Below are 23583 nucleotides of genomic sequence, written 5' to 3' on the forward strand. Positions count from 1 at the left end.
AGACAGGGAACTCGAGCGTGACCGTGGCGCCCTTGCCGGGACCGTCGCTCTCCAGCAGCCCCGGATCGTCCTGACTTCTCGCGCTCCAGGAAACTTCGGGCGCCGAGCGGCGATAATGGAGTTTCCTCTCAACTTCCAAGGTGGAAGCCATGTCCCTGCTCGGAATCGGTCGCAACCTCACCCGTCGTCTGTTCCGTCCGCCGCCTCCTCCGCCGCCTCCGCCCCGGCCGGTGGCCCCGCGCCCGTCCCCCGCCGCCGCGCGGGCCGCCAGCACCTTCACCCCGAAGCCCGCCGTGGCGCGTGGACTGGCCAACCTGGGCCGCACCGCGGCGTCCGTCGGCCGTCAGGCCGCGCGCGTGGCCAGCCAGGCCGTGGCGCGTCCGGCGCCCCGTCCGGCTCCGGCTCCCGCGGGCGGCGTGCTGGGGGGCATCGCCAACCGCGTGGCCAACGTGGCGCGGCAGCAGGTCAGCCGGATCGCTCCGGCGGCTCGCGCCGTGACCCAGGCCGCGGCGCCGGTGGCGCAGGCCGCCGCCCAGGCCGCCCAGCGGGTGCAGCAGACGGCCTCGAGCGTGGCGACGCGCGCCGTCAACAACCCCGTCGCCCAGTCGCTCTCGCGCGTCGGTGGCTTCGCCCAGCGCACGCTCGAGCGCGCCCAGCCCATCACGGATCTGGCGCAGGGCGTCAACAAGGTGGCCACCCAGGCCCAGACGGCCGTGCGCGATGTGCGTGACGCCGTGCGCAACCGGGACTTGGGCCAGGGCCTCACGGCGATGCGCTCCGTTGCCGACACCGTGCGCGCGGGAGGCGAGGTCGTCGCCCAGGCGTCCGGCGCCCGGGACGCGCTGCGCAACATCCGCAATGACTTCCAGAGCACCTTCCCCCGCACCGCCCAGCGCCTCGGTGAGACGTACCAGCGCGCCGCGGGTGCCGCCAGCCGCGTCGCCGAGCGCACCGGACTCAACCGCGTGGCCGACACCGCCCAGCGACTTGTCTCCAGCGCCGCCAACAACCCCGTCGCACAAGCTTTCCGGCGCACCGCGGGATTTGCCGCTCGCAACCTGGGTAACGCCGACAAGCTGCTCGGCCTGGGCGAGAAGGTGCGCGACGTGGCCAACAACGCCGGCACCGCCGCGCGCGACATCCGCGAGGCCGTCCGCAACCCCAGCCTCGAGTCGGTGGGCAACGCGCTGGGCTCCAGCTACGACGCCGCGCGCTCCGTCGGGGACGTGGTCACCGCCGGCCGCGAGGCGCGGGATGCGGTGCGCAACATCGGCAGGGACTTCTCGAACACCTTCCCCCGGGCGGCCGAGCGCATCGGCCAGACGTTCCAGCGCGCCGCCAGCACGGCGGGCAACGTGGCCAACCGCCTGGGCCTGGACCGCGTGCGTGACGGCGCGAGCCGGCTGATGAATCGCGCGGCCCAGACGCCGCTGGCGCGGGGCCTGCAGAACCTCCGCCAGAACACCCGCGGCCTCGGCGGCGCGGTGAACACGCTGGTGGACTTCGGCCGCAACGTGCGCAGCACGGCCAGCACCGTGGGCGGGGCCCTGGGTGACATCGGCAGGGCCGTGCGCGGCTTCAACCCGGCGGACGTCTCCAAGGCGATCGACTCGACCAAGAACGCCTTCCAGGCCGGCCGCGGCGTGCTCGACGCCATTCCCGGCGTGCGCAACGCGGTGAACACCGTGGGCGACGTGGCCCAGCGCGTGGCGCCGGCGGTGAGCTCGCGCGTCGCCGACGTGGCGAGCCGCGCGGCCCAGACGGTCTCCAACTCCGCGCCGGCCCGTCTGGCCCAGCGCGCGGCCGAGGGCGTCGGCGAGGCCGCGGCCCGCTCCGGCCTGCGCACGGCCGCCAAGTCCGCGGCCCGCTTCGTGCCGGGCGCCAACGTGGCCATGGCCGCCGTGGACACGGCGACCTTCGTGAACAACCTGCGTGACCCCAACGCGAGCCTGGGCTCGAAGATCACCAGCGGCATCACCGCGCTGGGCTCCATCGCGTCCGCCACCAACATCCCCATCGTCAGCCAGGTGGGCGCCGGCGTCTCGGCGGTGTCGGACTTCATCGGCGGTTTCTTCTAGTAGTCTCTCGTTTCTTCTTCCGGGGGGATGGACGGTCCATCCCCCCGTTGTCTTTTCCTTAGGGAGTCATGGTGTCTGCTCGCAAGACTGGCGGGGGCGCGGGTTCCACCCGCACGAGTACGGGTTCCTTCGAGGGCGATCACCTCCTGCGCAAGCTGGAGACGGCGCGCAAGGGGCCCGCGGCGGCGCCGCCGCCCGCCGACGTACCGGATTTGAGTGAGGAGGGGACGGACCCCGGGGCCAAGGCCCTGGTGGAGGACGCCGGGAACGTCGTGGCCCCCTCGCTGGAGAACCTCGAGGTGACCGTGCCGCACGACCTCACCGTCTCCCAGGGCGAGCTGCTGCTGCGCTTCCACGAGCTCGTGCGCGCGCACTCGCCCTCCCGCCCGCGCAAGAACGGCGAGGCCGTGCGCATGGGGGACAGCGTGGTGCTCGACACGCTCGGCTATGCCCAGGGCCGCCTCATTCCCTTCAGCGCCCGCACGGGCCTGGAGCTGGAGATGGCGCCCTCGGATCTACTGCCCGGCCTGTGCGAGGGCCTGGAGGGCACGCCCGTGGGCGGCAGCAAGCAGGTGGACGTGGTGCTGCCGGAGTCCTACCCGGTGGAGGCCCTGCGCGGCACGCCCGCCACCTTCCTCGTGGACGTGGTGTCCGCGCGCGAGGTGAAGGTGCCCAAGGACGCCGAGAGCGATGCCTTCGTGCGCAAGCTGGGCCGCGGCGACACGCTCGAGGCGCTCATGGAGGCGCTCGCCTCGGACATCGCCGACGAGCGCGCGGATGACGCGTGGCTGGAGGCCCAGGAGCGGGTGCTGGACGAGTTCATCCTGCGCACCGAGGTGGCCATCACCCCGGAGCTGGTGGACGAGGAGATCCGCCGCAACTGGAACACCGGCGAAGCCCCCCTCCTGGTGAGCAAGAACTTCGGGCCGGACGAGATGCAGGAGTCGCTCGACGGCTGGATGACCGACCCCGGCACGCGCCTGGAGACGGAGCGGCGCCTGCGCATCGCGTACGCGCTCCGGGCCATCATCGAGCGCGACGGGGTGAAGCTCACCCCCGAGTCGCTCGACGAGGTGCTGGAGGAGGCCATCATCCCCTTCGGCCTGTCGCTGGAGGAGGCGCGGGGCGCGCTGGCCGACCCCGCGCTGGCCGAGACCATCCGCCACTCGGCGCTCCATGTGGTGGCGGTGCGGTACGTGATGAGCCACGCGGAGGTGCGGTTCGAGGGCATTCCCGGCCGCTTCTCGGGCTCGGGCAAGCCCCTGAGCTGAGCCGTCCGCGCGGGTGGGGTGCGCCTCTGCGCCCCGCCCGCGGCTACCACGTGGACAGGTCGCGGCCGCGCTCATATACGGCTCTAGACAATGACCGTGGCCCGCCATTCCCTCTCCTTCTTCCTGATCGCCGCGTCGACCGCGCTCGGTATCGCGGGCACCGACCTCGTCCTCCCGGCCGTGCCAATGCTACCGAAGCTGCTCGGCGGTACAGCCGAGGCGGCCCAGCTCGTTCTCGCGGCGTTCACCGCGGGCGCGGCCTTCGGACTGCTGCTCTTCGGTGAGCTGGGCGCGCGCTTCGACCAGCGACGGCTCCTGGTGCTCTCGTTGACGGCCTATGCGGCCGTGTCCGCCCTGTGCGCGATGAGCCCGTCGCTCGACGTGCTGATTGGACTTCGGTTCGTTCAGGGCGCGGCCGGGGCCGCCGCGGCGGTGTTCGCACCGGGGATGCTGCGCGCGCTCTATGGCGACTCCCGGGCGGTGGGCGCCATCGGATTGCTCGGCACGATCGAGTCCCTGGCGCCCGCGCTGGCGCCCATCCTGGGCTTGTGGCTGGTGGCGCTGCTCGGCTGGCGTTCGACCTTCAACGCGATCGCGTTCCTGGCGACGCTCCTGGCGCTCGTCATATGGAGCCTTCGCCACCGGTTGCCGCGCGTGGTCGCACGGCGGGGAATCGGCGGGTACGCACGGCTGCTGACCCACACCGCCTATCTGCGTCAAGCGCTCAGTCACGCCTTCACACTGGGTGCGCTGCTGGTCATCGTCTTCGGCGCTCCAACGGTGTTCGTGACCTCGCTGGGCGGCTCCATGGGGGATTTCATCGCGATGCAGATCCTGGGCATCACGACCTTCGCCGTCGCGGCCAACGTGACCAGCCGCCTGGTGGCGCGCTTTGGCGCGGAGCGGTTGATCCTGGTGGGCACCTCGCTCTCGGCTCTCGGGGCGCTCGCGATCCTCGGCTATGCGCTCGCGGGCGGCGGCGACACGCGCTGGGTCACCGGCCTCTTCTTTCTCTTGAATATGGGGCTCGGACTTCGGGGTCCGCCCGGCTTCCATGCCGCGATCGTCGCCGCCGAGGACGATGCACGCGGGGCCGCGCTCCTCGTCGTGGCCATCCTCCTCACCACGGCGCTCGGCACGGCGGCGATCGCGCCCTTCATCGTGAAGGGCCTGGTCGCGATCGCGGCCGGAGGGGCCCTCCTCGCCGTCAGCGCGGTGCTGCTCCTGCTCCTTGTCCGTCCTTCCTCCAGCGAAGCGGTGAAAGAGGCAGCATGAGACAGCGACTCCACCTGACCGCGCTGCTCGTCGACGAGTACGACAAGGGCATCGCGTTCTTCGTTGGCGTGCTCGGCTTCGACCTGGTCGAGGACACGGTCTTGTCCGACGACAAGCGCTGGGTGGGCGAGGACGGGATTGACTCGGCCGCTCAGGACACGCCCGACTCCGCGATGGCGGCGCGAATCTCGTTCGCCACCACCTCCACGTGCGGCTCGGTCAGCAATGACACATGGTTGCCCGGAACCACGCGCAGGCGCAGCGGCTGGGTCGAGACGTCCTCCCAGCCCTCGGTGAGCGTCTCGCAGAACTTGCTGTCCCGGCCGCGCAGGAAGGTGAGCGGGCCCTGGAAGCGCTCGGCCGGCTTGTAGTCGCCGTAGCTGACCGCTCGGAACACCGCCAGGACGCGCTCGATGCGCTCGTCGGGCTCGTCCGGGGGGTACACGCCGTGACTCCGGGCGAGGTGCATGAAGCGCTCGAGCTGTTGCCGAGGCTCGAGGGCGCGCAGGTCGTCGCTTCGCAGCCCGAGTTCCTGACCGAACCAGTACCGGAAGTTCGCCGCGATGATGGCGTAGAACTCGGGGGGCTCGTCCATGAAGGTCTCGTTCGGGATGCGGAGGCGGAAGAACTCGGGCGACCAGGCGTCGCACGCGACGAGCATGGCCACGTGTTCCCCCCGGCGCCGCAGCTGCAGTGCCATCTCCAGCGCCACCATGCTGCCCGCGCAATGTCCGCCCAGGAGGTAGGGGCCGCGTGGCTGCACGGTTCGCAGGGACTCGAGGTGGTCGGCCGCCATGTCCTCGATGCGATGGAACGGGGGCGGCGCGCCACAGAGTCCCCGGCTCTGAAGGCCGTACAAGGGTTGATCCGGCCCCATCCGGCGCGCGAGCGCGTGATAGTTGAACATGGAGCCCTCTCCACCCGGCAGGAAGAAGAGGGGGCGCTTCGCGCCGTGCGGCTGGAGCGGGACGATGGACTCCTCGTTGAGCTTCCGCGAGCGGGCGCGCAGGCGGCAACCGATGCGCTCGATCGTCGGCTCCTCGAGGAACGCCTCCAGCGTGAGCGGGACATCGAACCGGTGGGAGATCGCGGCACGGACGCTCTCCGCCGTGCCCCGGTCTCCCCCGAGCGCGAAGAAGTCATCCTTCGCGCCGAAGTCGTTCCGGCGCAGGATGCCCGACCAGAGTTCCCAGAGCCGCAGCTCGTAGAAGTCCCGGGGGGGCACGAAAGGGGGGGACATGACGTTCCTCATTCGCGTGAAACCAGACGCATGGCCTCGGAACGAGGGACAGGCGGTGGGCAAGGGGGATGCGGTTGGACCGCGAGTTCCTGGTCGCGCACCTGGCGCTTGACTTGGAGGGGCAGTACGCCGGCGACCGCCTCCCGCGCGAGCACGCTCGCGATGAGATGCGCGACGCGCGACCAGTCACAGTACCCGTGGATTGCCGCCCGTTGACGCAGCTGGACGGTGGGATCCACCGCCCGGCGCAGCGTGCTCAGCGCCCGTTCCAGTCCGGCGCCGAGCGTGTCGACGAGGATCGGCAGCGGGGACTCCCGGTGCGTGGAGCATTGGGTGGCATACAGCCGCTCCAGTTGGAACGCGTAGACCGCGCGCTCCATGGCCACCTCCGCGGTGACCGCGTCCACGGCGCCCTCCGGCCCCACCAGGGGATCGGGCGACATGAGCAGCGGCGGGATGCCGTTCGCCAGCGCGGTGCCGATGCTGCTCAGACCGGGACGGCAGACGAAGGTCGCCCGCGGCTTGGCTCCCAGGGCCCGGAGGAACGTGCTCCAATGCTCGTCGATCCAGCCGAGCGGCGTCACGTTCGTGCGCCGCGTGTGCTCGAGTTCGTGCGCCAGCCACGCGCGATCCTCCGCGTTGCCACCCGCGAACAAGAAGTGGGCGTCCTCCATCCGCGTCGCCAGCGCCAGCATCGCGCGCCAGTGCCGACGGCTGTACGTGGAGTAGCCATTGCCCTGCGACACCAGGACGACACCGCGCGGATCCTCCGGGGTGAAGAGGTGCTGGAGCGCCGGTGAGTGCTGGGCCAGGACGGCGCCGGCACGCGCCGCGGCTTCGTCTGGAGACAGCGCACTGGCCTGACCGAGTGGCGGAATGACCACGTAGGGCCGCGTGCCCGACTCCAAGGCGCTCCCGTCGCGCCAGTTGATGGCCTGGTACCAGATGGTGCCGCGCTCCGGCACGCTGTCCATGAGCTCCCGGCTCGCGGCCTCGAAGTCGACCGAGGGGTTGCGCCGAGGATCAATGCCACACGTGCGCAGCACGTCCTCGAGTTCGCGCCGCGAATGGATCGCCGGCGCGGACGCCTCCAGGAGCTCGGCCAGGCCCGGGGCCATCGGCGTCGGCCGGGCGGCCGGGCACGCCAGCCGCCGGAGCCACGCGAACTCCTCGAACGCGTAGCGCACGGCATGCAGGGGGACTTCCTTGTGCTGCGCATGTTCGGCGAGCTGGTGCAGGATCCAGGTCTCCGGCCGGCAATCGTTCACGAGGGCGGTCGCGCTCGCGCTGACCCGAGCGAGCTCGCGATTGTCCGCGAGCCACAAGAGGGCCGCCTCGCGGTTCAGGAGCGTCGGACGCGAGGGGTTGGCGACGTCGGCGGGGGTGATCGTCGCCGACTCCGCATCGCTGTAATGGAGCGGAACCACCTGGAGCCCCGTCGCCGAGCCCTCGGCCTTGCGGCGAGCGTACGCCGCGTCCTCCTGCCGCCGGATCGCGGCGGTGAAGGGCCGCGGCTCCGGGAGCCTGGCGAGGGCGCCGTGCACCGCCGGCACCCAGCCCGTCGTGTGCCCGAAGGCCTGCGCGACGTACAGCACGCCCGGGGCCGCCGATACCCGGTGGGCCATTACTCGGAACCGACCCTCCCCCTGGGGATCCGGCTCCGTGACATAGAGCGGGGCCCGGGCATCCCGCGCGGACGCGCCGTCGCGAGGAACGAGCAGGGCCCGCCGCGCCTCGCGGTCCGAGATCAGGAGACCCTCCGCGCCAGCGACCAGGGCGAACGCCGCCGTGCCCTCGGCCGGCGGTGCGTGCTCGATCGACAGCGGCTGTCCCGCGACGGTGATCCGGGGAGGCTCCCCGGACGCGAGGTACTTCACCTCGATGCGTCCGAACGAGATCTCGACGGCCTCCCCGCGAACCACCCAGGACGGCTCGTCCCGAGGGGGATACACGACCCTCGATTCGGCCCTCACCGGGAAACCTCGCGCGCGTAGGCATCCCGGTCGACCATGTCCTCGTAGGTCTCCGCGCGACGCACGAGCGTCTCGTGCCCCTGCTCCAACAGCACGATGCCTGGCTGGGGAAAGCAGAAGGAGTTCGAGAAGGAGACGAGATAGGCCCCCGCGTCCATGACCGCGAGCGTGTCTCCGAGCTGGAGCCGAGGCAGTTCGATCGCGGTGCGCAGGCGGTCCATCGGGCTGCAGGTGGGGCCGTCGAGGGTGTACGTCTCGCTCGAGGACTCGCCCCAGCGCTCGACATGGAAGATCTCGTGATACTCGCGGTGCAGGATGTGGGCGATGCTCTCGCCGGCATCCAGGATCGCGTGCGCGGGCACCGCTCCGGCCTCGTTGAGGCTGCTGACCCGGCACAGCAACATCTGGGTATTGCCGGTCAGCGCCCGTCCAGGCTCCAGCAGGAGGCGCGGCATGGGACGGCCGACGCGACGGAAGTGGTCCTCGACCTGACCGACCAGCAGCGCGAGGTAGTGCTCGATCGTCAACCTGCGTTGGACGCGCTCGTCGAGCGGGAGCGTCGAGCCGTCGAGAGGCAGCACCGTCGGGACCGCCAGGCTCCCGCCGAGGTCGAGCAGCTCCACGGCGAGGCCGAGCCGGGCGTGGAGCGTGTCACAGAACTCCAGCACTTCTCGAAGGAAGCCCTCCAGCGTCGCGGCGTCCTCGATGGCCACGCCCCGGTGCGCGTGCAGTCCGACGACCCGCAGCGAGGAATGAGAAAGCGCCTCCTCATAGGCCGCCAGCGCCTGCCCTCCGGCGATGGGGACACCGAACTTGCCCGACCAGCTGTCGGAGGTGGCCACGCGCAGACCCACCGTGGGCCGCTTGCCGAGTTGCGCGGCGGCTTGGGCGACGAGCGCGATCTCCTCGCGATGATTCAGGTTGGTGAGCAGGAGATCGTTCTGGACGATCGTGCGCGCCGCGCTGGGGGTCTTGCCTGGACCATTGTAGATGATCCGTCCGGGCGCGACGCCGAGCCGCAGGGCGAGCCAGAGCTCGTACGGAGAGACCACCTCGGCGCCCACGCCGAGCCCTGACAGTCTTTGGAGCACGGCTGGAACCGGATTGGTCTTGTAGGAATAGAAGACCTCGACCCCTGCCGGCACCTGCTGGAAGCGACGGACGTTCTCGTCGAGCCGGTGGGCGTCGACGACGAAGAGCGGGCTGCCCCAGCGGTCCGCCAGACCCGCGAGCGACGTGCCCCTCAGAGACAATTCGCCCTCGGCGCTTGTCAGGTCCCACCGCTCGGGATGAAGCGCTCGCGAAGCGCCAGCCGCCTGGGCCATGCGTCCTTCGGAAGTAGCGACGGAAGATGCGGACATGGTCATTGCCTCGGGGCGGGCGGGGTGAAGGGGAAGGGGAGCGCGGAGGTGAAACGCGAAGACAAAACAGGCTCCTTCGGGTACGGCGAGGAGTGGTGACCCGCCGCCAGTTAGCAAGGCCCGTGCCCGGTTCAACCGCCGGAAGGTTCTCGGCGGCGCCCGCGACGGAGCCCAGAGTGACACGCCAATGACGTGCCAATGACGCGTCAGTGACGTGACGAACTCAGGACACACCTGCTTCCGCGATGGCGGCGCGGATCTCATGGGCCACCGCCTCCGCATGCGGCTCGGTCAGCATCGACACATGGTTGCCCGGCACCCTGCGCAGACGCAGCGGCTGGGTCGAGACGTCCTCCCAGCCCTCGGTGAGCGTCTCGCAGAACTTGCTGTCGATCGCGCGCAGGAAGGTGAGCGGCCCCTGGAAGCGCTCCGCGGGCGCGTAGTCCGACTGCGAGCAGGCGCGAAAGACCGCCAGGATACGTTCGATGCGCTCGTCGGGCTCGTCGGGCGCATAGGCCCCGTGCGCCCTGGCCAGCCGCATGAAGTGCGCGATCCGCTGGCGCGGCTCGAGGGCCCGCAGCTCGTCGCTCTTGAGCTGCAGGTCCGCATTGAACCAGTGCCGGAAGCCCGCAGCGATGATGGCGTAGAACTCGACGAGATCGTCCAGGAAGGTCTCGTTCGACATGCGGAGGCGAACCAGCGCGGGCGACCAGGCGTCGCACACGGCGAGCACGGCCACCTGTTCTCCGCGGCGCTGGAGCTGCAGCGCCATCTCCAGCGCGACGCTTCCGCCAGCGCAATGGCCTCCCAGGAGATAGGGGCCACGTGGCTGCACGGTCCGCAGGGACTCGAGGTGGTCGGACGCCATGTCCTCGATCCGACTGAACGGTGGGCGATCGCCGTAGAGGCCCCGGCTCTGGAGCCCGTAGACGGGCTGATCCGGCGCCATCCGCCGCGCGAACGCGTAGGAGTTGAGGGTGGTCCCCTCGCCACCGGGCAGATAGAAGAAGGGACGCTTCGCGCCGTGCGGCTGGAGTTCAACGACGGGTTCCTCGTTGAGTCGCCGAGAGTGAGCGCGCAGGTGACAGCCGATGCGCTCGATCGTCGGCGCCTCGAGGAAGGTCTCCATGGACAGTGGCGTGTCGAACCGAGCCTCGATCTCCGCGCGCACGGCCTCCGCCGTGGCGCGGTCGCCACCGAGGGCGAAGAAGTCGTCCTTCATCCCGAAGTCATCCCGGTGCAGGTGGCTCGACCAGATCCGCAAGAGCCACAGCTCATAGACGTCTCGGGGAATCGCGGGTGTTTGGCGCAGGCTCTGTCTCATGCGTGCGCCGGTCAGCAAGGCCCGTGCCCATTCCAGGTTCCGGAGGAGCCTCGGACGCGCCCGCCACGAAACCCAGTCTGACGTGCCAATGACGCGTCACTGACGTGACAATGCTCCGTCAGGCCTCGGCCGAGTCTTCTGACGCGGGGAATCCTTGATGTCTAGGCGGAATGGGGGCCCTGTGGCTCGGCGGCGGGCGGGTGCAGGGATGAGTGAGGAGAAGGCAGGAGCCAGCAAGGTCGTGCGCGGCGCCGGTGGATGGGTGCGAGCGGACCCCATAGGCTCACCGCGAGCACGGTTGGACCCATGAACAACGGGCTCAAGGATTCGGTGTGTCGATGGACTTCACCAGGGAGCCCGTGAACTCGTACCGCCTGATGTGACGCTTGCCTACCACTTCACGAAACGGGAGATACGCCTCACGCGGGTGAACTGGCTGCCATCCGAGAAAAGCCCGATGGAAGAGGCGCTCGTTGAATCGAGATGCGGACCGACCCCTCCGTCGTAGATGTTGGCATCGCCATCGGATCCGAGACTGTAGCCCCAGCAGGCGGCGTAGTGTTGGGTGACGTAGCCATAATTCGTGGCGCAACTCCCACCGGGCCAAAGATCACCGTCGAAATCGGGGGCAGCCCAACCGCCCGCGAATTGCCCCCCGTAGATGTACGGGTTACCAGAGATGTACCGGGGAGAAATGAAGCGCATCGAGTAAGGGTCAATGCCGCTCGCTTCCGCCAAAAGGGCGACGACGCTCTTGCCTCTCAAATCCTCGATGACATCCAGGTACATCCGGCCATATGGATAGAGGCTCCCATCGTAGAAGAGCGTCTCGATGCGCGGGTGCCCGCGCCGTCCGAATCGTTCCCCATGCGGGATGTTCCAGAACTCCGTGGTGTTGACACCCAGGAGGCTGTTGTAGACGAGCGTCCAACCGCCGCCCTGGGTCTCCATGTCGCAGTAGGCCGTGCGGGGCGTGCTCCCCGCGGGTTGAATCCAGTAAGTCCCCGACAACGCCACGCCCGCGTTTTGAAGCGCCTGGCAATTCTCTCGTGCCGTCACGGGGGTCGTCCCGGGCGTGGCATTCTGGGCCAGGGCTGGCACTGCGGAACAGGACAGCAGGACACCGAACAGCAACGGTTTGGAAGCGTTCATCTTGTCTCCAGGATTCACCTGTTGCGAATCCCTCCACACTACGAGACCCATCTCTTTCACACCAGTTTCATGGCACATCCCCCTGTTCGGGTTCGGCGAAGAGAAAGCGAGTACCGCCACCGGACCGCACCCAGCACCGCCACGCCGTGCTTGCCACGTGAAGGCGGATGGACGTGGTGGTGCGAGCGGGGGCCACGGTGAAGGCCGTGATGGTGATACGCGGCAGTGTGACCGTGGAGAGCGGGGCGCGAGTGGAGGGGAATGTGGTCGCGCTCAAGGGAGATGTGCATGTCGCCGATGGAGCCATCCTCAAAGGCCGTGCATCCGCCCTGAGCGGGCGGGTTCACGCCGCCTCGGGTGCGAGGATCCTCGGCGAAAAGCCCGAGCTGTTCACCCGAGTCCATGAGGAGGACGTCCTGCGCGCCCTCTGGGGTCACATCCTCTCGGACAAAGACCCCGGCTATTGTGAGCCGCGCATCATCGGAGACTGACGAACTTCACCTCACGGCAGGATGGAGGTGGGCTCGGGATCCTCGGGCTTCACAGGCATGTAGCACTTGCCCTGGTGCTCGGCGGTCCCCCGAGGGCAGGGGGCGTTCCGAGTGTGCTGGACCCAGCAGCCGCCCCGGATCTCGACCTCGGTGCCCTCGAAACAGGGAGGTTTACGCTGTCCCTTGAAGGGCTTCTCCGGCATCGGATAGGCGATGGCGGGAGACTGGTCGCTCTTGCCAGTGAGGAAGGGCGTGGGCTCCGCTGGAAGGAATGGAACCTTCCCAGGGTTCGCGGGCCTCGCGTGGGTGGGCTCGGACGCTCCCGGCCAGAGCATCAGCGCGAGCCCCGCCATGAGCACGAGCCCCGCCCCAGCCAGGCCCCAGATCAACGTCCGGTGAGGTGGACCTGCGGGAGTCTTTCGCGAGAAGGGCATCTGGGCGCCCCCCCGCGCATCGAGACTGGCCAGGGCGCCCGATACGCGGATGGAACCCAGGGTGAGTTCGTGTGTGGTTAGCGCCGGAGCGTGGGACGAGGGCTCGGCATCCACGACGAGCACTCCGGGGTCCGGGAAATGGGTGGTTCGCAAGCTCCACGGCGTGGACAGACCCCAGTCCTCACCACTCGGCGGAATCACCGCCAGCGCGGGCTCTCCCGTCTCGAGGTGGTGAGCCTCATGAAGTCGGCATTCGTCCTCGGGGACGTCCGGGTAACGCTCGCCGATCCGATAGGGGCCGATGCACTGCCCCTTCCATTCCCTCATGTCGCTCATGTTCGTACCTCCGGCCTCCGCCGCTTCCTACTCCGGATGTCGGGAGGTTGTACAGACCCCAAAGGTCACAAAGAGGTCTCGCACCCGCACCAAGCGACAGAAGCGCCACGTCCAGAGGAAAGTGTCCTTCCTGTTTTGGCCAAGCAAGGACAAACTCAGGGCTGTATGCCAAGAGACTCCGGAGGGACGAGCGCTTGCTGATGTCCTCATGCGAGTGCAATCGCATCCCAACAGCCGCATCGACGAACTGTTGCCGGTAGCGTGGAAGCGTCTGCGCACGGCCGACACTTCCTGAACTTGCCTCGACGACTCTCGCTCCAAGTTCTTCAGCTGCACCGCTCGCGACTTTCGCCGAGCACGGCACCCGTCCGCCTTCAAGCTGCTGCCATCACGTCGAACTCCGGACGGGTACCCCCACCTTGAAAGTCACATCATCCACCTAACTTAGATTAGCCTGCAAGCGAAATCTGTTATCCAGGCAATTCTGAGCCTGATCCGCTTTTGTGGCTCTCCCGCACATTATGTGCTCGAGGCGCGTGAAACTGCCTCCCCAGATGAGGTTTGCGAGCGGGCAAGCGGGGGTAACAGCAGGCAGCGAGAGTGACGCGTACAACCCGCGATGAGCGAGTTGTACCCGATTCCCGGTTGCCGGGTGGAGCGAGTCGTGCGTGGGGCGTCCACGCGAGCTGTGCTCGTCGTGCGAGCTAAACGTCGAGGAGCGCAGTGCCCCTCCTGCGAAGAGCACAGCGAAACGCCGCACAGCACCTATGTCCGACGGCCAGCCGACCTGCCCACCGCGGGCCGCTCGGTTCAGCTCGAGCTGCATGTGCGTCGCTTCCGCTGTCGCAATGCGAGGTGCGCGCGCCGCACGTTCTCCGAACGCCTGCCCGACTTGCTCGCTCCGAGTGCCCGGCGCACGCGCCGACTCGCGCGGGCCCAATGTTCGGTGGGCATGACGGCCGGATCTGAAGCCGGTGCCAGGCTGCTGGTGCCCCTGGCCATGCCGACGAGTCCCGACACGCTCCTGCGACTCATGCACCGCACCCCACTGCCTCCGTCCACTCCACCCGGGTGCTCGGTGTGGATGACTGGGCCTGGCGTAAAGGACGCACCTACGGCTCCCTCCTGGTTGATTTGGAGGCGCATCGTGTCGTCGACTTGCTCCCCGACCGGTCCGCTCCCACGCTGACTTCCTGGCTCCGGAGCCATCCTGGCGTCGAAGTGGTGACGACAGCACCCTCGACGGAGTATGCGCGCGCAACCATGCCATCTTGTCCGCCTCCTTGCCTCGGGCGGACATGCTCACCTCTCGGCCCTCTCGTCACGACGGGCTCCGGCGAGGACTTACCGCTCGCCGGGCGATGCGCTGCTCGGTGCGTCCATCTCGCACCAGTCTCTCCAGGTAGGAGGTCTCTTCTGGCGAGAGGCGGATGAGTCGCGGAGGACGTCTTCTCATCCACCAGAGCTATTCATCCCCCGCGACTATGTCCAATAACTTCGTTTACAGTCCACTAGTGGAGTGTCCGACAAGTTTTTCAACATAGTCGAGACCAGGGGGCTGGTTGGGAGGAGGATGAGACTGGGTAAGTTGGGTGGATGAGGAGACGACCGCCGCACCTCCTCCACCTCTCGCCTGGGGAAGTGGCCTACCTCAAGACGCTGGTGGAGGACGGACGTACCGAGCAGCGCGTCGCGCGCCGAGCGCGCGTCCTGCTGGCCATGACTGACCCGGACACCGTCGTGTCGGAGTTGGCCGACAGGCTTGAGCTGGAGCGCACCACCATTTGGCACTTGTGCCGTCGCTACGAAGCGTACGGTGTCGATGTCGTGCTGGATGCGCCCCGCTCCGGCCGTCCGCGGGAGCTTTCCCCCCCTGCAACGAGTAGAGGTGGAACAGTTGGCGTGTTGTGAGCCGGCGGGCGTGGGCTTGCAGATGATGCACTGGTCCACCCGGAGCCTGGCCCTGGTGGCACGCCGACGGGGTATTGCCCCGACCCTCTCCCACTCCACGGTGGCGCTCATCCTGCGCGAGGCTGACTTGCAGCCTCACCGCACGCGTTACTGGAAGACACCCACCCTGGACGACACCTTCCGTCACAAAGCGGCCCAGGTGCTGTGGTGCTACGAGCAGGCGCGGCAGCTGGCCCAGAGGAACGAAGTGGTGGTGTGCGTGGACGAGAAGCCCAACATCCAGGTGCTGCACGGTGAGCAGCCCGTGCGGCCCATGCAACCCGGCCTCATCGAACGCCGGGAGTTCGAGTACGTGCGGCGTGGCACGGTGAACCTCCTGGTCAAGCTCGTGGTGCACTCCGGCCGCATGCGCAGCTGGCACCTGGAGAGAAACAACGGGGAGTGCTTGCGCGCCGTACTGCCGCGGCTACTTGGGGACCATCGCGACGCCAGGCGCATCCACCTCATCTGGGACAACGCCCCCAGTCACACCGCCGGGCAGACGCACGACTTCCTCCGCACTCACTACCCGCACGTCCGGGTGCTTTTCACTCCAGCCCACGCCTCCTGGCTCAACCAGGCGGAGTTGCTGCTACGCGCCTTCGCCGAGCGCTACCTGCGACGCGGGGACTGGGCCAGCCGTGACGAGTTCGTCGAGCACCTCGACGCCAGCTGGCCCGAGTACAACCGCTTCTACGCCCACCCCTTCACCTGGTCCTGGACTCGCGCCAAGATGCACTCGTGGGTGGACCGCCACCTGTCCTGACTATGTTGAAAAACTTGTCGGACACTCCACTAGGTTGCTCGTAATCAGCACGCTCCTGCGCTCGTGTCGCTGGGCCAGGAAGGTAAACAGCACCTCCATCTCCTCCCTGTCCTGTTGGATGTAGCCGATGTCGTCGATGATGACGGCGTCATACCCGTCCAGTCGCCGCAGCTCCTTCGTCAGCAGGAGGCTCTTCTTGGCCAGGAGCAGTCGCTGCTCCAGCAGCACCACCGGTACGAGGAGCACCTCGTAGCCGCGCCGCACCAGCTCGTGGCCGATGGCGCTCACCGTGCGTCTTGCCTCGCCCCGGCAGTCCGAAGGCCAGCACGTTCTCCGCGCGCTCGACGAAGCCGCCCTCGCATAGGACCGATAGCTGACGGCGCACCTTGGTCGGCGGCTCCTCCTGCTCGAGCGTGGAGAGTGTCTTGTCCGTGGACAGCCTTGAGGCCTTGAGCAGCCGCTCAATGCGTCGGCACCGGCGCTGCGGACATGTCTAGCCCGCCTGCCCGGCTCCTCGAAGAGCGTCTTGGTCTCCAGCTTCGGCGCCTCCTTCAGCCTCTCGGCCAGGCTGGCCCACTGCTCCTCGAAGGGGTCCTCCCTTGTCCTCCAGGTGCGCTCCTGCTCAAGCCCCGAGGGGAACTTCCCCTCCTTCACGTACTTGCGGGCCGTCTTGCGGTCCATGCCCGCCTGGGCCGCCGCCATCCCCAGGCCACCGTGCTTCGCCATCTCTTCCATCAGCTTCCTCTCCTGGGCATCCGTCGTCCTCACTCGCTCATCCGAACCTTCGGAGTCACCGGGTTTCTACCGACGGCTGCCGTCACTTGTAGATGGGGAGGTGTAGTTGTCGTTGCTGGGGAGGTGTAGTTGTCGCTGAGCAGTGAGCAGCGAGGCCCACAAGGCCGCGCTGCTGGAGGAAGACGACACCTTTGATATCGTCGTCACAGGGTGCACACGATGACCACTCGGGCTCGCCTCCATCTGCACATCTTCGCGCCAGAGCTCACCGGCGACGACGGGCGCCCGCTCGCTGCCGTTGAAGGCATGGAGCGGGCACTCCCCGGCATGTGGTTGGCGTGGCGGATCTCGGAAGAGGGAAGGCCCATCGCGCTTCCGCGGCGCGCGGTGTGGCTGGCTGAGACGGCCGCGTGCGGCGAGTTCGGGTTGCTGTACAATGGGGACGATCGCTACCCGGTGACAATGGATGGGCGGCGGGAGCGTGCGAGTGACAGTCCAGGGGGAGAGCCGCTGCCGCTGGTCCACGCGAAGCTGCCGCAGGATGCGGCCGTTGTTGCCGCGGCAGCGGACATGTTGGAGCACGTCGCGGAGGGCGTACGTGCCCGGTGAGGCGTCATGGCGCCCGGGCCCGTGAGGTTGGTCATCGCGGCTCAGACAGGTCCGAAGCTGGGGGGGGCCGGAAAGACCACCTCATGGGCTGCTGACGCTCAAGCTCCCATGGAACATCCGCTCGCCCACGGTTCCCAGGTATCTTGGGTGGATCAACTACTGGTCCGCGGCCGCTGCGGAGGTCATCGGCTTTCCGGACCCCTCCCGCGATGCCGAGTTGTTGGCGCGGGCCCGGCGGACGGCGTCGGGCGGGTGGGTGGTGAGGCTCACCGATACGCCGCTCGACCTGGACAACCCCACCCACCTGGAGGCGCTCAAATGGGCCTACGAGCGATTCCCGGAGATCGGTGGGCGTGCAGAGGCGTGACGTGGCTGCGATGGAGGGCACGCGCCCATGAGTGAGAACGACTCGGCCACAGCGTCCTGGCGTGCGATGCGCCGAGGGTGCTCCGTTGTCGATACACCGGCACGTCCATGCCCGGGACCTGTCCTTCTCCGAATAATGAGCTATCCTGGTATAAGCTGCTCAAGAGGGGAGAGAGGACATGACGACAGCGACCGAAAGCACGCCAGAGAGGAAGATCGAGCCCGCGCTCAAGCTCAACTTCTACAGCCACGCGACGCTGGATTGCCGCGACATCCAGCGCACCCGGAAGTTCTTCCAGGAGTTCCTCGGCTTCGAGACCGTTCAGATGGCGGACATGGCGTTCTGGGCTCGACTCGGCGGCGATCAGATCATCGTGGTCGTGCAGAGTCCGGCCCGCAAGGAGAACATGCCCTTCCTCAACCACAACGGGCTCGACGTTGGCACCGAGGCCGAGGTCGATGCCGCCTATGCGGTGGTGAAGCGCGACGCGGAGAAGTGGGGCCTGAAGAAGATCACCCGGCCGGTCGTCCAGCACGGCACCTATTGCTTCTACTTCTGGGACATGGACGACAACGCCTGGGAAATCCTGGCCAACCCCCAGGGTGGCTACTCCTGGGGCTTCAAACTCGGCGACCAGGAAGGCGCGGGTCACATGAGCCGCGACTTCAAGCGCCCTCCATCGACCCTGGGCAAGGGAGAGTAGGGGCACCGCCCCATGCCCGGGTGCGAACACCCGGGCTCAGGGGTTGTCTGGCTTCAAGGGAATCTCCAGTGTGGCCGTGGCTCCCCGGGACAGTCCCTCGCTCTCGAGCGTCAGGCTTCCACCCAATATCTGCGCCGCCAGCGCGCTCGAGTGCAGGCCGAAGCCATGGCCGTTCTTGCGCGTGGTGAAGCCGTGCGAGAAGAGCTTCGCCTGGTGCTCCGGCTCGATGCCGATGCCATTGTCCGTCACCTGGATGCGCGCGCGTCCATTCTCGGCGGTGAGCCGCACGGTCATGTGACGCTGTCCCTCGGGCATCCCGTCCAGGGCGTATTTGGCGTTGCTGACGAGATTGATGAGGATTTGCAGCACCTTGTGTTTGTCCAGTCGTACCCGGGGCACGCGGAAGACCTGGCGGGTGACGGTGATGCCGTGGCGTTGGATGGCCGCCTGTTGGATGCGCAGGGTGTCGTCGACGAGCTGCGCGAGGTCGCACTCCTCGAGGAGGAGCGAGGTCTTCGCATAGGTCTGCTGCACCTGGACGATGGCCCGGATGTGCTCGATGTGTCTGTTCATCGCCTCCAGGCTCTCCTGCAGACCCGTCTGCTCGACCAGGAGCTCGCCCGAGAGGGCGGAGAGATAGTCGACCAGACGCTCGCCACGCGGATCCTCCGTGAAGAACGCCCCCAGCCTCCCGCGGTGCTCCTCCAGCAGCGTGGCCACCTGCCGCACCCGGACGACCCGGGAGGAGCCCACCGCCTGGCGCGTCACCTCCAGGTTGACGACGGCGCTGGTGAGGACATTGCCGACGTTGTGCAACACATTGGAGGCGATCTCCGTCATGCCCACCGCGCGCGCCGTCTCCACGAGCCGGACCTGGGTCTCCTTGAGCTCCTGCGTGCGTTCATCCACCCGTCGCTCGAGCTCGTCCTTGGCATGGCGCAGGGCGGTCTCGGCGCGTTGGACCTCGTCATAGAGCCGCGCGTTCTCGATGGAGATGGCGGCCTGGGAGGCGATGTGCCCGAGCAGCGAGATGCGGGCCGGAGTGAAGGCCTCGGCGGCGAGGCGGTTCTCCAGGTACAGCACTCCGACGAGTCCCTCCTTGCGCAACAGCGGCAGGCAGAGCACCGACTTGGCCAGGCCGCGCTCGAGGTACGCATCGGCTGAGAAGGGATGGGACCTCGAGGCATCGCCAATGAGGACGTGCTCGCACGTGCGCCGGACGTAGGCGACGAGGGTCCAGGGCAGGCCGTCGGTGCTGTCGTCCGCTTCGGGGCACACCCGGACGCCCCCTTGCGCGTCGTGGGAGATGGCGGCGATCCGGAGCGAATTGCCGTGCGGGAGCAGCAGGGCACCGCGCTGGGCGCCGGCGTTCTCGATGGCGACCTCCATCAACGTGGTCGCCAGCCGCTCCAGGACGATTTCTCCGGAGATGGCCTGCTGGGCCTTCACCACGGAGAGCGCGTCGATCTGCGTCGAACTCGTATCGTAGGAGGGGGTGGCCGAGCCCTCCGCCGAGGTCGCGAGCGCTGGCCACCGTGCGTCCAGGTGTTGAACCTTGCCGTGGGCTCCCCACTTCCGGTACGCCTCGCGGGCCTCGCGGGCCAGGGGCAGGGCGAGGGTGGGGACCCGCCGCTCGCGCCAGAAGCGCGCGGCGAGCTCGGCGGCGAGGCCGGCGTTCTGGAGGAAGCCATGCGCGCGGGCGGATTGGAGCGCCTCATCGTAGGCGTATATCGCCTCATCCCGCATGCCCATGCAGCGGGCCAGCTCCGCCGAGACCATCCGTTCCGCCGCGCGGAAGTTCTCGGGACAGTGGCTCGCCCATTCCTCGAGCTGGGCCTGGTGCCGCCGCATGGCCTCGAGGTACTCCCGCCGCGTCTCCGGGTTCGCGTCTTCGTAGCAGGCGGCCAGGGTCAGGGCGCTGTAGAGGTGGTAGTCGAGCAGCTGGATGTGGCCGACCGAGGACCAGATGAGCTCCGCGGCTCTGGCCGAGGCCTGACGTGCCTCCTCGTAGGCGCCGAACATGAAGCGCGACTGCATCTTCATGATCCAGTACCAGCACACCATGGTGCTCACGGGCGCCAGGGTGGGCGAGGACAGGCGGGACTCGAAGGTCACCTCGTCGAAGTGCACGCCGCACAGCGAGCTGAACGAGGGCGAGAGGCCGCGCAGCTGCTGCACGTAGCACTGGGTGAGCACGATGACGTCTTGCACGGCCCGGAAGCCGGACTTGTTCGCGAAGTCGAGGCGCGCGACCGACTCCTGGTAGACCTCGTCCAGCGAGTGGCCCAGGGCCAGGAGATCGGAGACGAGATGGTTGCAGCTATAGCAGGCGGTCTGGAAGTCACCGGCCGGGACCGCGTGCTGGAAGGCGCTGCGGATGAATTCCAGTGAGAGGGAGAGGGGCTGGGTCCAGTAGTTGACCAGCTCCATGCTGTAGAGCGCCCTGCCCCTGGAGGCGGAGAAGTCATGGCGCTCGACGAGTTCGCAGGCGAGCCACCCGAAGGCATACCCCTCCTGGTACTTCTTGAAGCTGTGGCCCTGCACCAGGCCGTACCAGGCATACCCGTTCACGGCGGACTCGGCGTTGCCATGACGGAGACAGAGGAGGACCATCCGGCTGAGGTGGAGGATGAGCAGGTGGAGGTCGGTGAACAGCGCGGGCGAGAACAGGGTGGAGAGGATGCGCATCGCCGCCAGCGTGTCCGGGTCCGTCATGAGGGGCAGGTCGATGAGGCTCGCGATGGAGCGCTCCCCCAGCTCGGCCCACACCTCCGCGTTGGCCGCCGCCACCTCATCCCAGGAGGGGTGGGGCGACATGGGCATGCCCAGCGCGGCCAGTCCCTCCAGCAGACACTCGACCGCCGCCTGACTCTCGTTGACGGCGAGGTGGATATCGCATCGCAGACAGGCGACCGCCGCGATCTCCGTGGAAGTGCGAGCCCTTGTACGGAGTATCCCCGTGAGGTGACGCGCCTCGGCCGGATTGCCACTCATGAACTCGCTGATGGCCCGCTGGAGGTGCAGCTCGAAGGTGAAGGCGTGCTCCCGCTCCCAGGAGTCTCCTGGGAGGAGCTGGAGGGCCGCCGTGAAGTAGGCGACGGCCGAGCGGTGCGCGGTCGAGGACTGGGCCTTCCTGGCCGCCTCGGCGTTCAGACATGCCACGTCATGGCGCTCGTCGGCGGCGAGAAGCAGCTCCGCGCCGACGTTGAGCTGGTTCACGACGTCGAAGACCCGCTCCCGCAGCTCCTCCGGGGACAGGCTCGCCCGCAGCAGGCGGCCAATGCGCAGGTGGACGGCCTTGCGCTCTTCCTCGGGGATGAGGGCATGGGCCGCCTGCTGGATGCGGTCATGGATGAAGCGGTACTGCTCCGGGCCGCTGCGCATCAACATGCCATCCTGGAGCGCGGGCTCGAGCCTCCGCTCCACCTCGCCCATGGACAGGTCGGAGATGATGGCCAGCGTCTGGAGCGGGAAGACATTGCCCGCGCACGCCGACAGGCTCATCAGGTGCTGCGTCACCGCGGGGAGCTGGCGCAGCTTGCCCGCCATGAAGTCGACGACGTTGTCGGAGTAGCCCCTGGCGCGGACTCCTTCGGCATCCCATCGCCAGGAGCCCTCGGGCGTGCGGGTCAGGAGCCCATCCTGGTTCAGCGTCCGCATCAACTGGATGAAGAAGAACGGGTTGCCGCCCGTCTTCTCGTGGACCTGGGCGGAGAGGGGTTCGATGAGCTCCCGCTCCGCACCCGGGAGCGCGTCGGCGATGAGCCCCTGGAGCAGCTCCAGGCTCAGCGGCTCGAGCCGGATGTCGGTCACCCGGGCGCGCTCCTTCAGCATCTCCTTGTGTGCCAGCATCAGCGGGTGGGACGGGGAGACCTCGTTGTCCCGGTAGGCCCCCACCAGCAACAGCGGTGGGGTGCTCGGGTGGGAGATGAGGTGCTGGATGAGCTGGAGGCTGGCTGGGTCCGCCCACTGCAGGTCATCGAGGAACACGACGAGGGGGTGCTCGGAGGTGGAGACCGCGCCGATGAACCGCTGGAAGACCCGGTTGAAGCGGCCCTGTGCCTCGATGGGTGAAAGCTCCTGGAGCGGGGGCTGCTTGCCCACGACGAGCTCCAGCTGTGGCACCAATTCCACGAGGAGCTGCCCATGTCCCTCCCACGCCGCCCGCAGGCGCTCGCGCCAGGCCTCGAGCTGCGCGTCGGTGCCGGCCAGCATCTGCTGCACCAGTCCGCGGATGGCCTCGGCCAGGGTGGCGTAGGGGATGCCACGCTGGAACTGGTCGAACTTGCCCTGGAGGAAGATGCCGCGCCTCCGCGCGACCGGCCGGTACAGCTCATGGATCACCGCCGACTTCCCGATGCCCGAGTAGCCGCTGATGAGGATGAGCTCCGGGACTCCCCCCTGGGAGATCCGCTCGAAGGCGCCCACCAGGGTGGCGACCTGCGCGTCGCGTCCATAGAGCCTCTGGGGCATCTGGAAGTGGGGGGAGATGTCGTGCGCGCCCAGCGGGAACTCCTCGCACACTCCCCGGCGCAGGTCGTCCCGACACCGCGTGAGATCGGCCTTCAGGCCATCCGCGCTCTGGTAGCGCTCCTCGGCGACCTTGGCCAGGAGCTTCATCACGATGGCGGACAGGACGGGGGGGATGTCGGGGACGCGCTCATGCGAAGGCCTCGGGAGCTGGGCCATGTGCGCGTGGAACCACTCGAGCGCGTCGCGCCCGTGGAAGGGCAGCGTGCCCGTCAGCAGCTCGTAGAACGTCACCCCCAGTGAGTAGAGGTCGCTGCGGTGATCCACCGAGCGGTTCATGCGCCCGGTCTGCTCCGGGGACATGTAGGCCGGGGTCCCCTCGATGAGCGTGGTGGACACCGCGTCCACATGCTCCACGGTCTGGAGGATGGCGGTGCCGAAGTCGATGATGAGGCTCTCGCCCGAGGGCAGGATGACGATGTTGGAGGGCTTGATGTCCTTGTGGATGACGCCGTGGCGGTGGATGGATGTCCGCCAGGGTCGAGGCCAGGGAGATGGCCAGCTCGAGGAACCGGTCCACGCCGAGCGGCTGACCCACACTCTCGGACAGGGCCTCGCCACCCGTGCCCTCCAGCAGAAGCACCGGGCGTCCATGGCTCTGCTCACACCCCAGGGTCCTGGCCACGCCGCGCACCTCCCGGAGCCGGTGCAGGAGAGCGTGCTCCCTCTGGTAGCGCTCGACCTCGCGAGCGCCTGATTGCTGCGTCACCGGCATCTTGACGATGACCGGCAGGCGATCGTCATCACGGAGCGCGTGGTAGAGGATGCTCGACCCCGTCGACTTGAGCGTGTCGAGAAGGGTGTAACCAGCGATGTTCAACATGGAGACCGTCAGGAGTTGAGGCCAGAGCCCTCCCGCGGAGGGAGGCAAGCGACCTCACCAGCCCACGTGGGGGACTTGGATCGGCCAGGCTGTCTGAACCCCCCGGAACGAGGACACCAGCGTGTCGCGGCGTGTGTCGCCAGCTTGCTTGTTGTTTACCGACCC

Annotated in this window: 18 protein-coding genes and 1 pseudogene; 11 read left to right on the forward strand and 8 right to left on the reverse strand. The window is 68.2% G+C overall.

The genetic code is table 11. The annotated features are described in order from the left end of the window. The first annotated feature begins 149 nt into the window (after nucleotides 1-149). The 3 genes from MEBOL_RS33735 to MEBOL_RS33745 all read left to right on the forward strand — a co-directional run bounded on the left by MEBOL_RS33735 (nucleotide 150) and on the right by MEBOL_RS33745 (nucleotide 4624). A complete protein-coding gene (locus tag MEBOL_RS33735; RefSeq protein ID WP_095981281.1) occupies nucleotides 150-2078 on the forward strand; it encodes a hypothetical protein in 1929 nt (642 codons plus the stop codon). A 68-nt stretch (nucleotides 2079-2146) separates the two neighbouring features. Beyond that, a complete protein-coding gene (locus MEBOL_RS33740) occupies nucleotides 2147-3349 on the forward strand; it encodes a trigger factor (protein WP_095981282.1) in 1203 nt (400 codons plus the stop codon). Nucleotides 3350-3439: 90 nt separating this feature from the next. Continuing rightward, nucleotides 3440-4624: an MFS transporter gene (locus MEBOL_RS33745; RefSeq protein ID WP_095981283.1), complete on the forward strand. Its 1185-nt coding sequence runs from the start codon at nucleotides 3440-3442 to the stop codon at nucleotides 4622-4624. A 151-nt stretch (nucleotides 4625-4775) separates the two neighbouring features. Here MEBOL_RS33745 and MEBOL_RS33750 read toward each other — a convergent pair whose 3' ends face one another. The 5 genes from MEBOL_RS33750 to MEBOL_RS33770 all read right to left on the reverse strand — a co-directional run bounded on the left by MEBOL_RS33750 (nucleotide 4776) and on the right by MEBOL_RS33770 (nucleotide 11674). Then, on the reverse strand, nucleotides 4776-5864 hold the full coding sequence (locus MEBOL_RS33750; protein WP_095981284.1) for a thioesterase domain-containing protein: 1089 nt from the start codon (nucleotides 5862-5864) through the stop codon (nucleotides 4776-4778). Nucleotides 5865-5872: 8 nt separating this feature from the next. Then, nucleotides 5873-7816, reverse strand: coding sequence for a hypothetical protein (locus MEBOL_RS33755; protein WP_218920839.1), 1944 nt, complete (start codon nucleotides 7814-7816; stop codon nucleotides 5873-5875). A 17-nt stretch (nucleotides 7817-7833) separates the two neighbouring features. Then, nucleotides 7834-9162: a diaminopimelate decarboxylase family protein gene (locus MEBOL_RS33760; protein ID WP_245919077.1), complete on the reverse strand. Its 1329-nt coding sequence runs from the start codon at nucleotides 9160-9162 to the stop codon at nucleotides 7834-7836. Nucleotides 9163-9421: 259 nt separating this feature from the next. Then, entirely contained in the window at nucleotides 9422-10522 is a 1101-nt protein-coding gene (locus tag MEBOL_RS33765; protein WP_095981286.1) for a thioesterase domain-containing protein, read from the reverse strand. A 390-nt stretch (nucleotides 10523-10912) separates the two neighbouring features. Further along, nucleotides 10913-11674 carry a fibrinogen-like YCDxxxxGGGW domain-containing protein gene (locus MEBOL_RS33770; RefSeq protein ID WP_157823821.1) on the reverse strand — a complete coding sequence of 254 codons (762 nt, stop codon included), beginning with the start codon at nucleotides 11672-11674 and terminating at the stop codon, nucleotides 10913-10915. A 167-nt stretch (nucleotides 11675-11841) separates the two neighbouring features. On the opposite strand from MEBOL_RS33770, the gene MEBOL_RS33775 reads away from it, so the two are divergent. After that, complete coding sequence (locus MEBOL_RS33775; protein WP_095981288.1) at nucleotides 11842-12165, forward strand: polymer-forming cytoskeletal protein; 324 nt, start codon at nucleotides 11842-11844, stop codon at nucleotides 12163-12165. An 11-nt stretch (nucleotides 12166-12176) separates the two neighbouring features. On the opposite strand, the gene MEBOL_RS33780 is transcribed toward MEBOL_RS33775, so the two are convergent. Further along, nucleotides 12177-12935 carry a hypothetical protein gene (locus MEBOL_RS33780; RefSeq protein ID WP_095981289.1) on the reverse strand — a complete coding sequence of 253 codons (759 nt, stop codon included), beginning with the start codon at nucleotides 12933-12935 and terminating at the stop codon, nucleotides 12177-12179. A 619-nt stretch (nucleotides 12936-13554) separates the two neighbouring features. On the opposite strand from MEBOL_RS33780, the gene MEBOL_RS33785 reads away from it, so the two are divergent. From MEBOL_RS33785 to MEBOL_RS33795, 4 genes are all read left to right on the forward strand, one after another. After that, nucleotides 13555-14124, forward strand: a complete 570-nt coding sequence (locus MEBOL_RS33785) for a transposase family protein (protein ID WP_245919079.1) — start codon at nucleotides 13555-13557, stop codon at nucleotides 14122-14124. Further along, on the forward strand, nucleotides 14016-14369 hold the full coding sequence (locus MEBOL_RS43355) for a transposase (RefSeq protein WP_245919081.1): 354 nt from the start codon (nucleotides 14016-14018) through the stop codon (nucleotides 14367-14369). Before MEBOL_RS33785 ends, MEBOL_RS43355 begins: the two co-directional genes overlap by 109 nt. Before the next feature lie 207 nt (nucleotides 14370-14576). Beyond that, entirely contained in the window at nucleotides 14577-14846 is a 270-nt protein-coding gene (locus MEBOL_RS33790; protein WP_245918869.1) for a helix-turn-helix domain-containing protein, read from the forward strand. Then, on the forward strand, nucleotides 14824-15651 hold the full coding sequence (locus MEBOL_RS33795; RefSeq protein WP_157774696.1) for an IS630 family transposase: 828 nt from the start codon (nucleotides 14824-14826) through the stop codon (nucleotides 15649-15651). Before MEBOL_RS33790 ends, MEBOL_RS33795 begins: the two co-directional genes overlap by 23 nt. Here the strand turns inward: MEBOL_RS33795 and MEBOL_RS41565 are convergent, their stop codons facing one another. Continuing rightward, complete coding sequence (locus MEBOL_RS41565; RefSeq protein ID WP_157823823.1) at nucleotides 15652-16386, reverse strand: ATP-binding protein; 735 nt, start codon at nucleotides 16384-16386, stop codon at nucleotides 15652-15654. Nucleotides 16387-16605: 219 nt separating this feature from the next. On the opposite strand from MEBOL_RS41565, the gene MEBOL_RS43990 reads away from it, so the two are divergent. From MEBOL_RS43990 to MEBOL_RS33825, 3 genes are all read left to right on the forward strand, one after another. Beyond that, nucleotides 16606-16995 (forward strand): DUF5953 family protein, encoded by a 390-nt coding sequence (locus MEBOL_RS43990; RefSeq protein ID WP_342747696.1) that lies wholly within the window; start codon nucleotides 16606-16608, stop codon nucleotides 16993-16995. Between the two features lie 91 nt (nucleotides 16996-17086). Next, nucleotides 17087-17362, forward strand: a complete 276-nt coding sequence (locus tag MEBOL_RS43995; RefSeq protein ID WP_342747799.1) for a DUF5953 family protein — start codon at nucleotides 17087-17089, stop codon at nucleotides 17360-17362. A gap of 178 nt (nucleotides 17363-17540) precedes the next feature. After that, nucleotides 17541-18065 (forward strand): VOC family protein, encoded by a 525-nt coding sequence (locus MEBOL_RS33825; protein WP_095981295.1) that lies wholly within the window; start codon nucleotides 17541-17543, stop codon nucleotides 18063-18065. A gap of 36 nt (nucleotides 18066-18101) precedes the next feature. On the opposite strand, the pseudogene MEBOL_RS33830 reads toward MEBOL_RS33825, so the two are convergent. After that, nucleotides 18102-23418: pseudogene (locus MEBOL_RS33830) on the reverse strand (trifunctional serine/threonine-protein kinase/ATP-binding protein/sensor histidine kinase). Nucleotides 23419-23583: the final 165 nt, after the last annotated feature.

The sequence above is a fragment of the Melittangium boletus DSM 14713 genome (genome assembly GCF_002305855.1).
Lineage (GTDB): Bacteria > Myxococcota > Myxococcia > Myxococcales > Myxococcaceae > Cystobacter > Cystobacter boletus.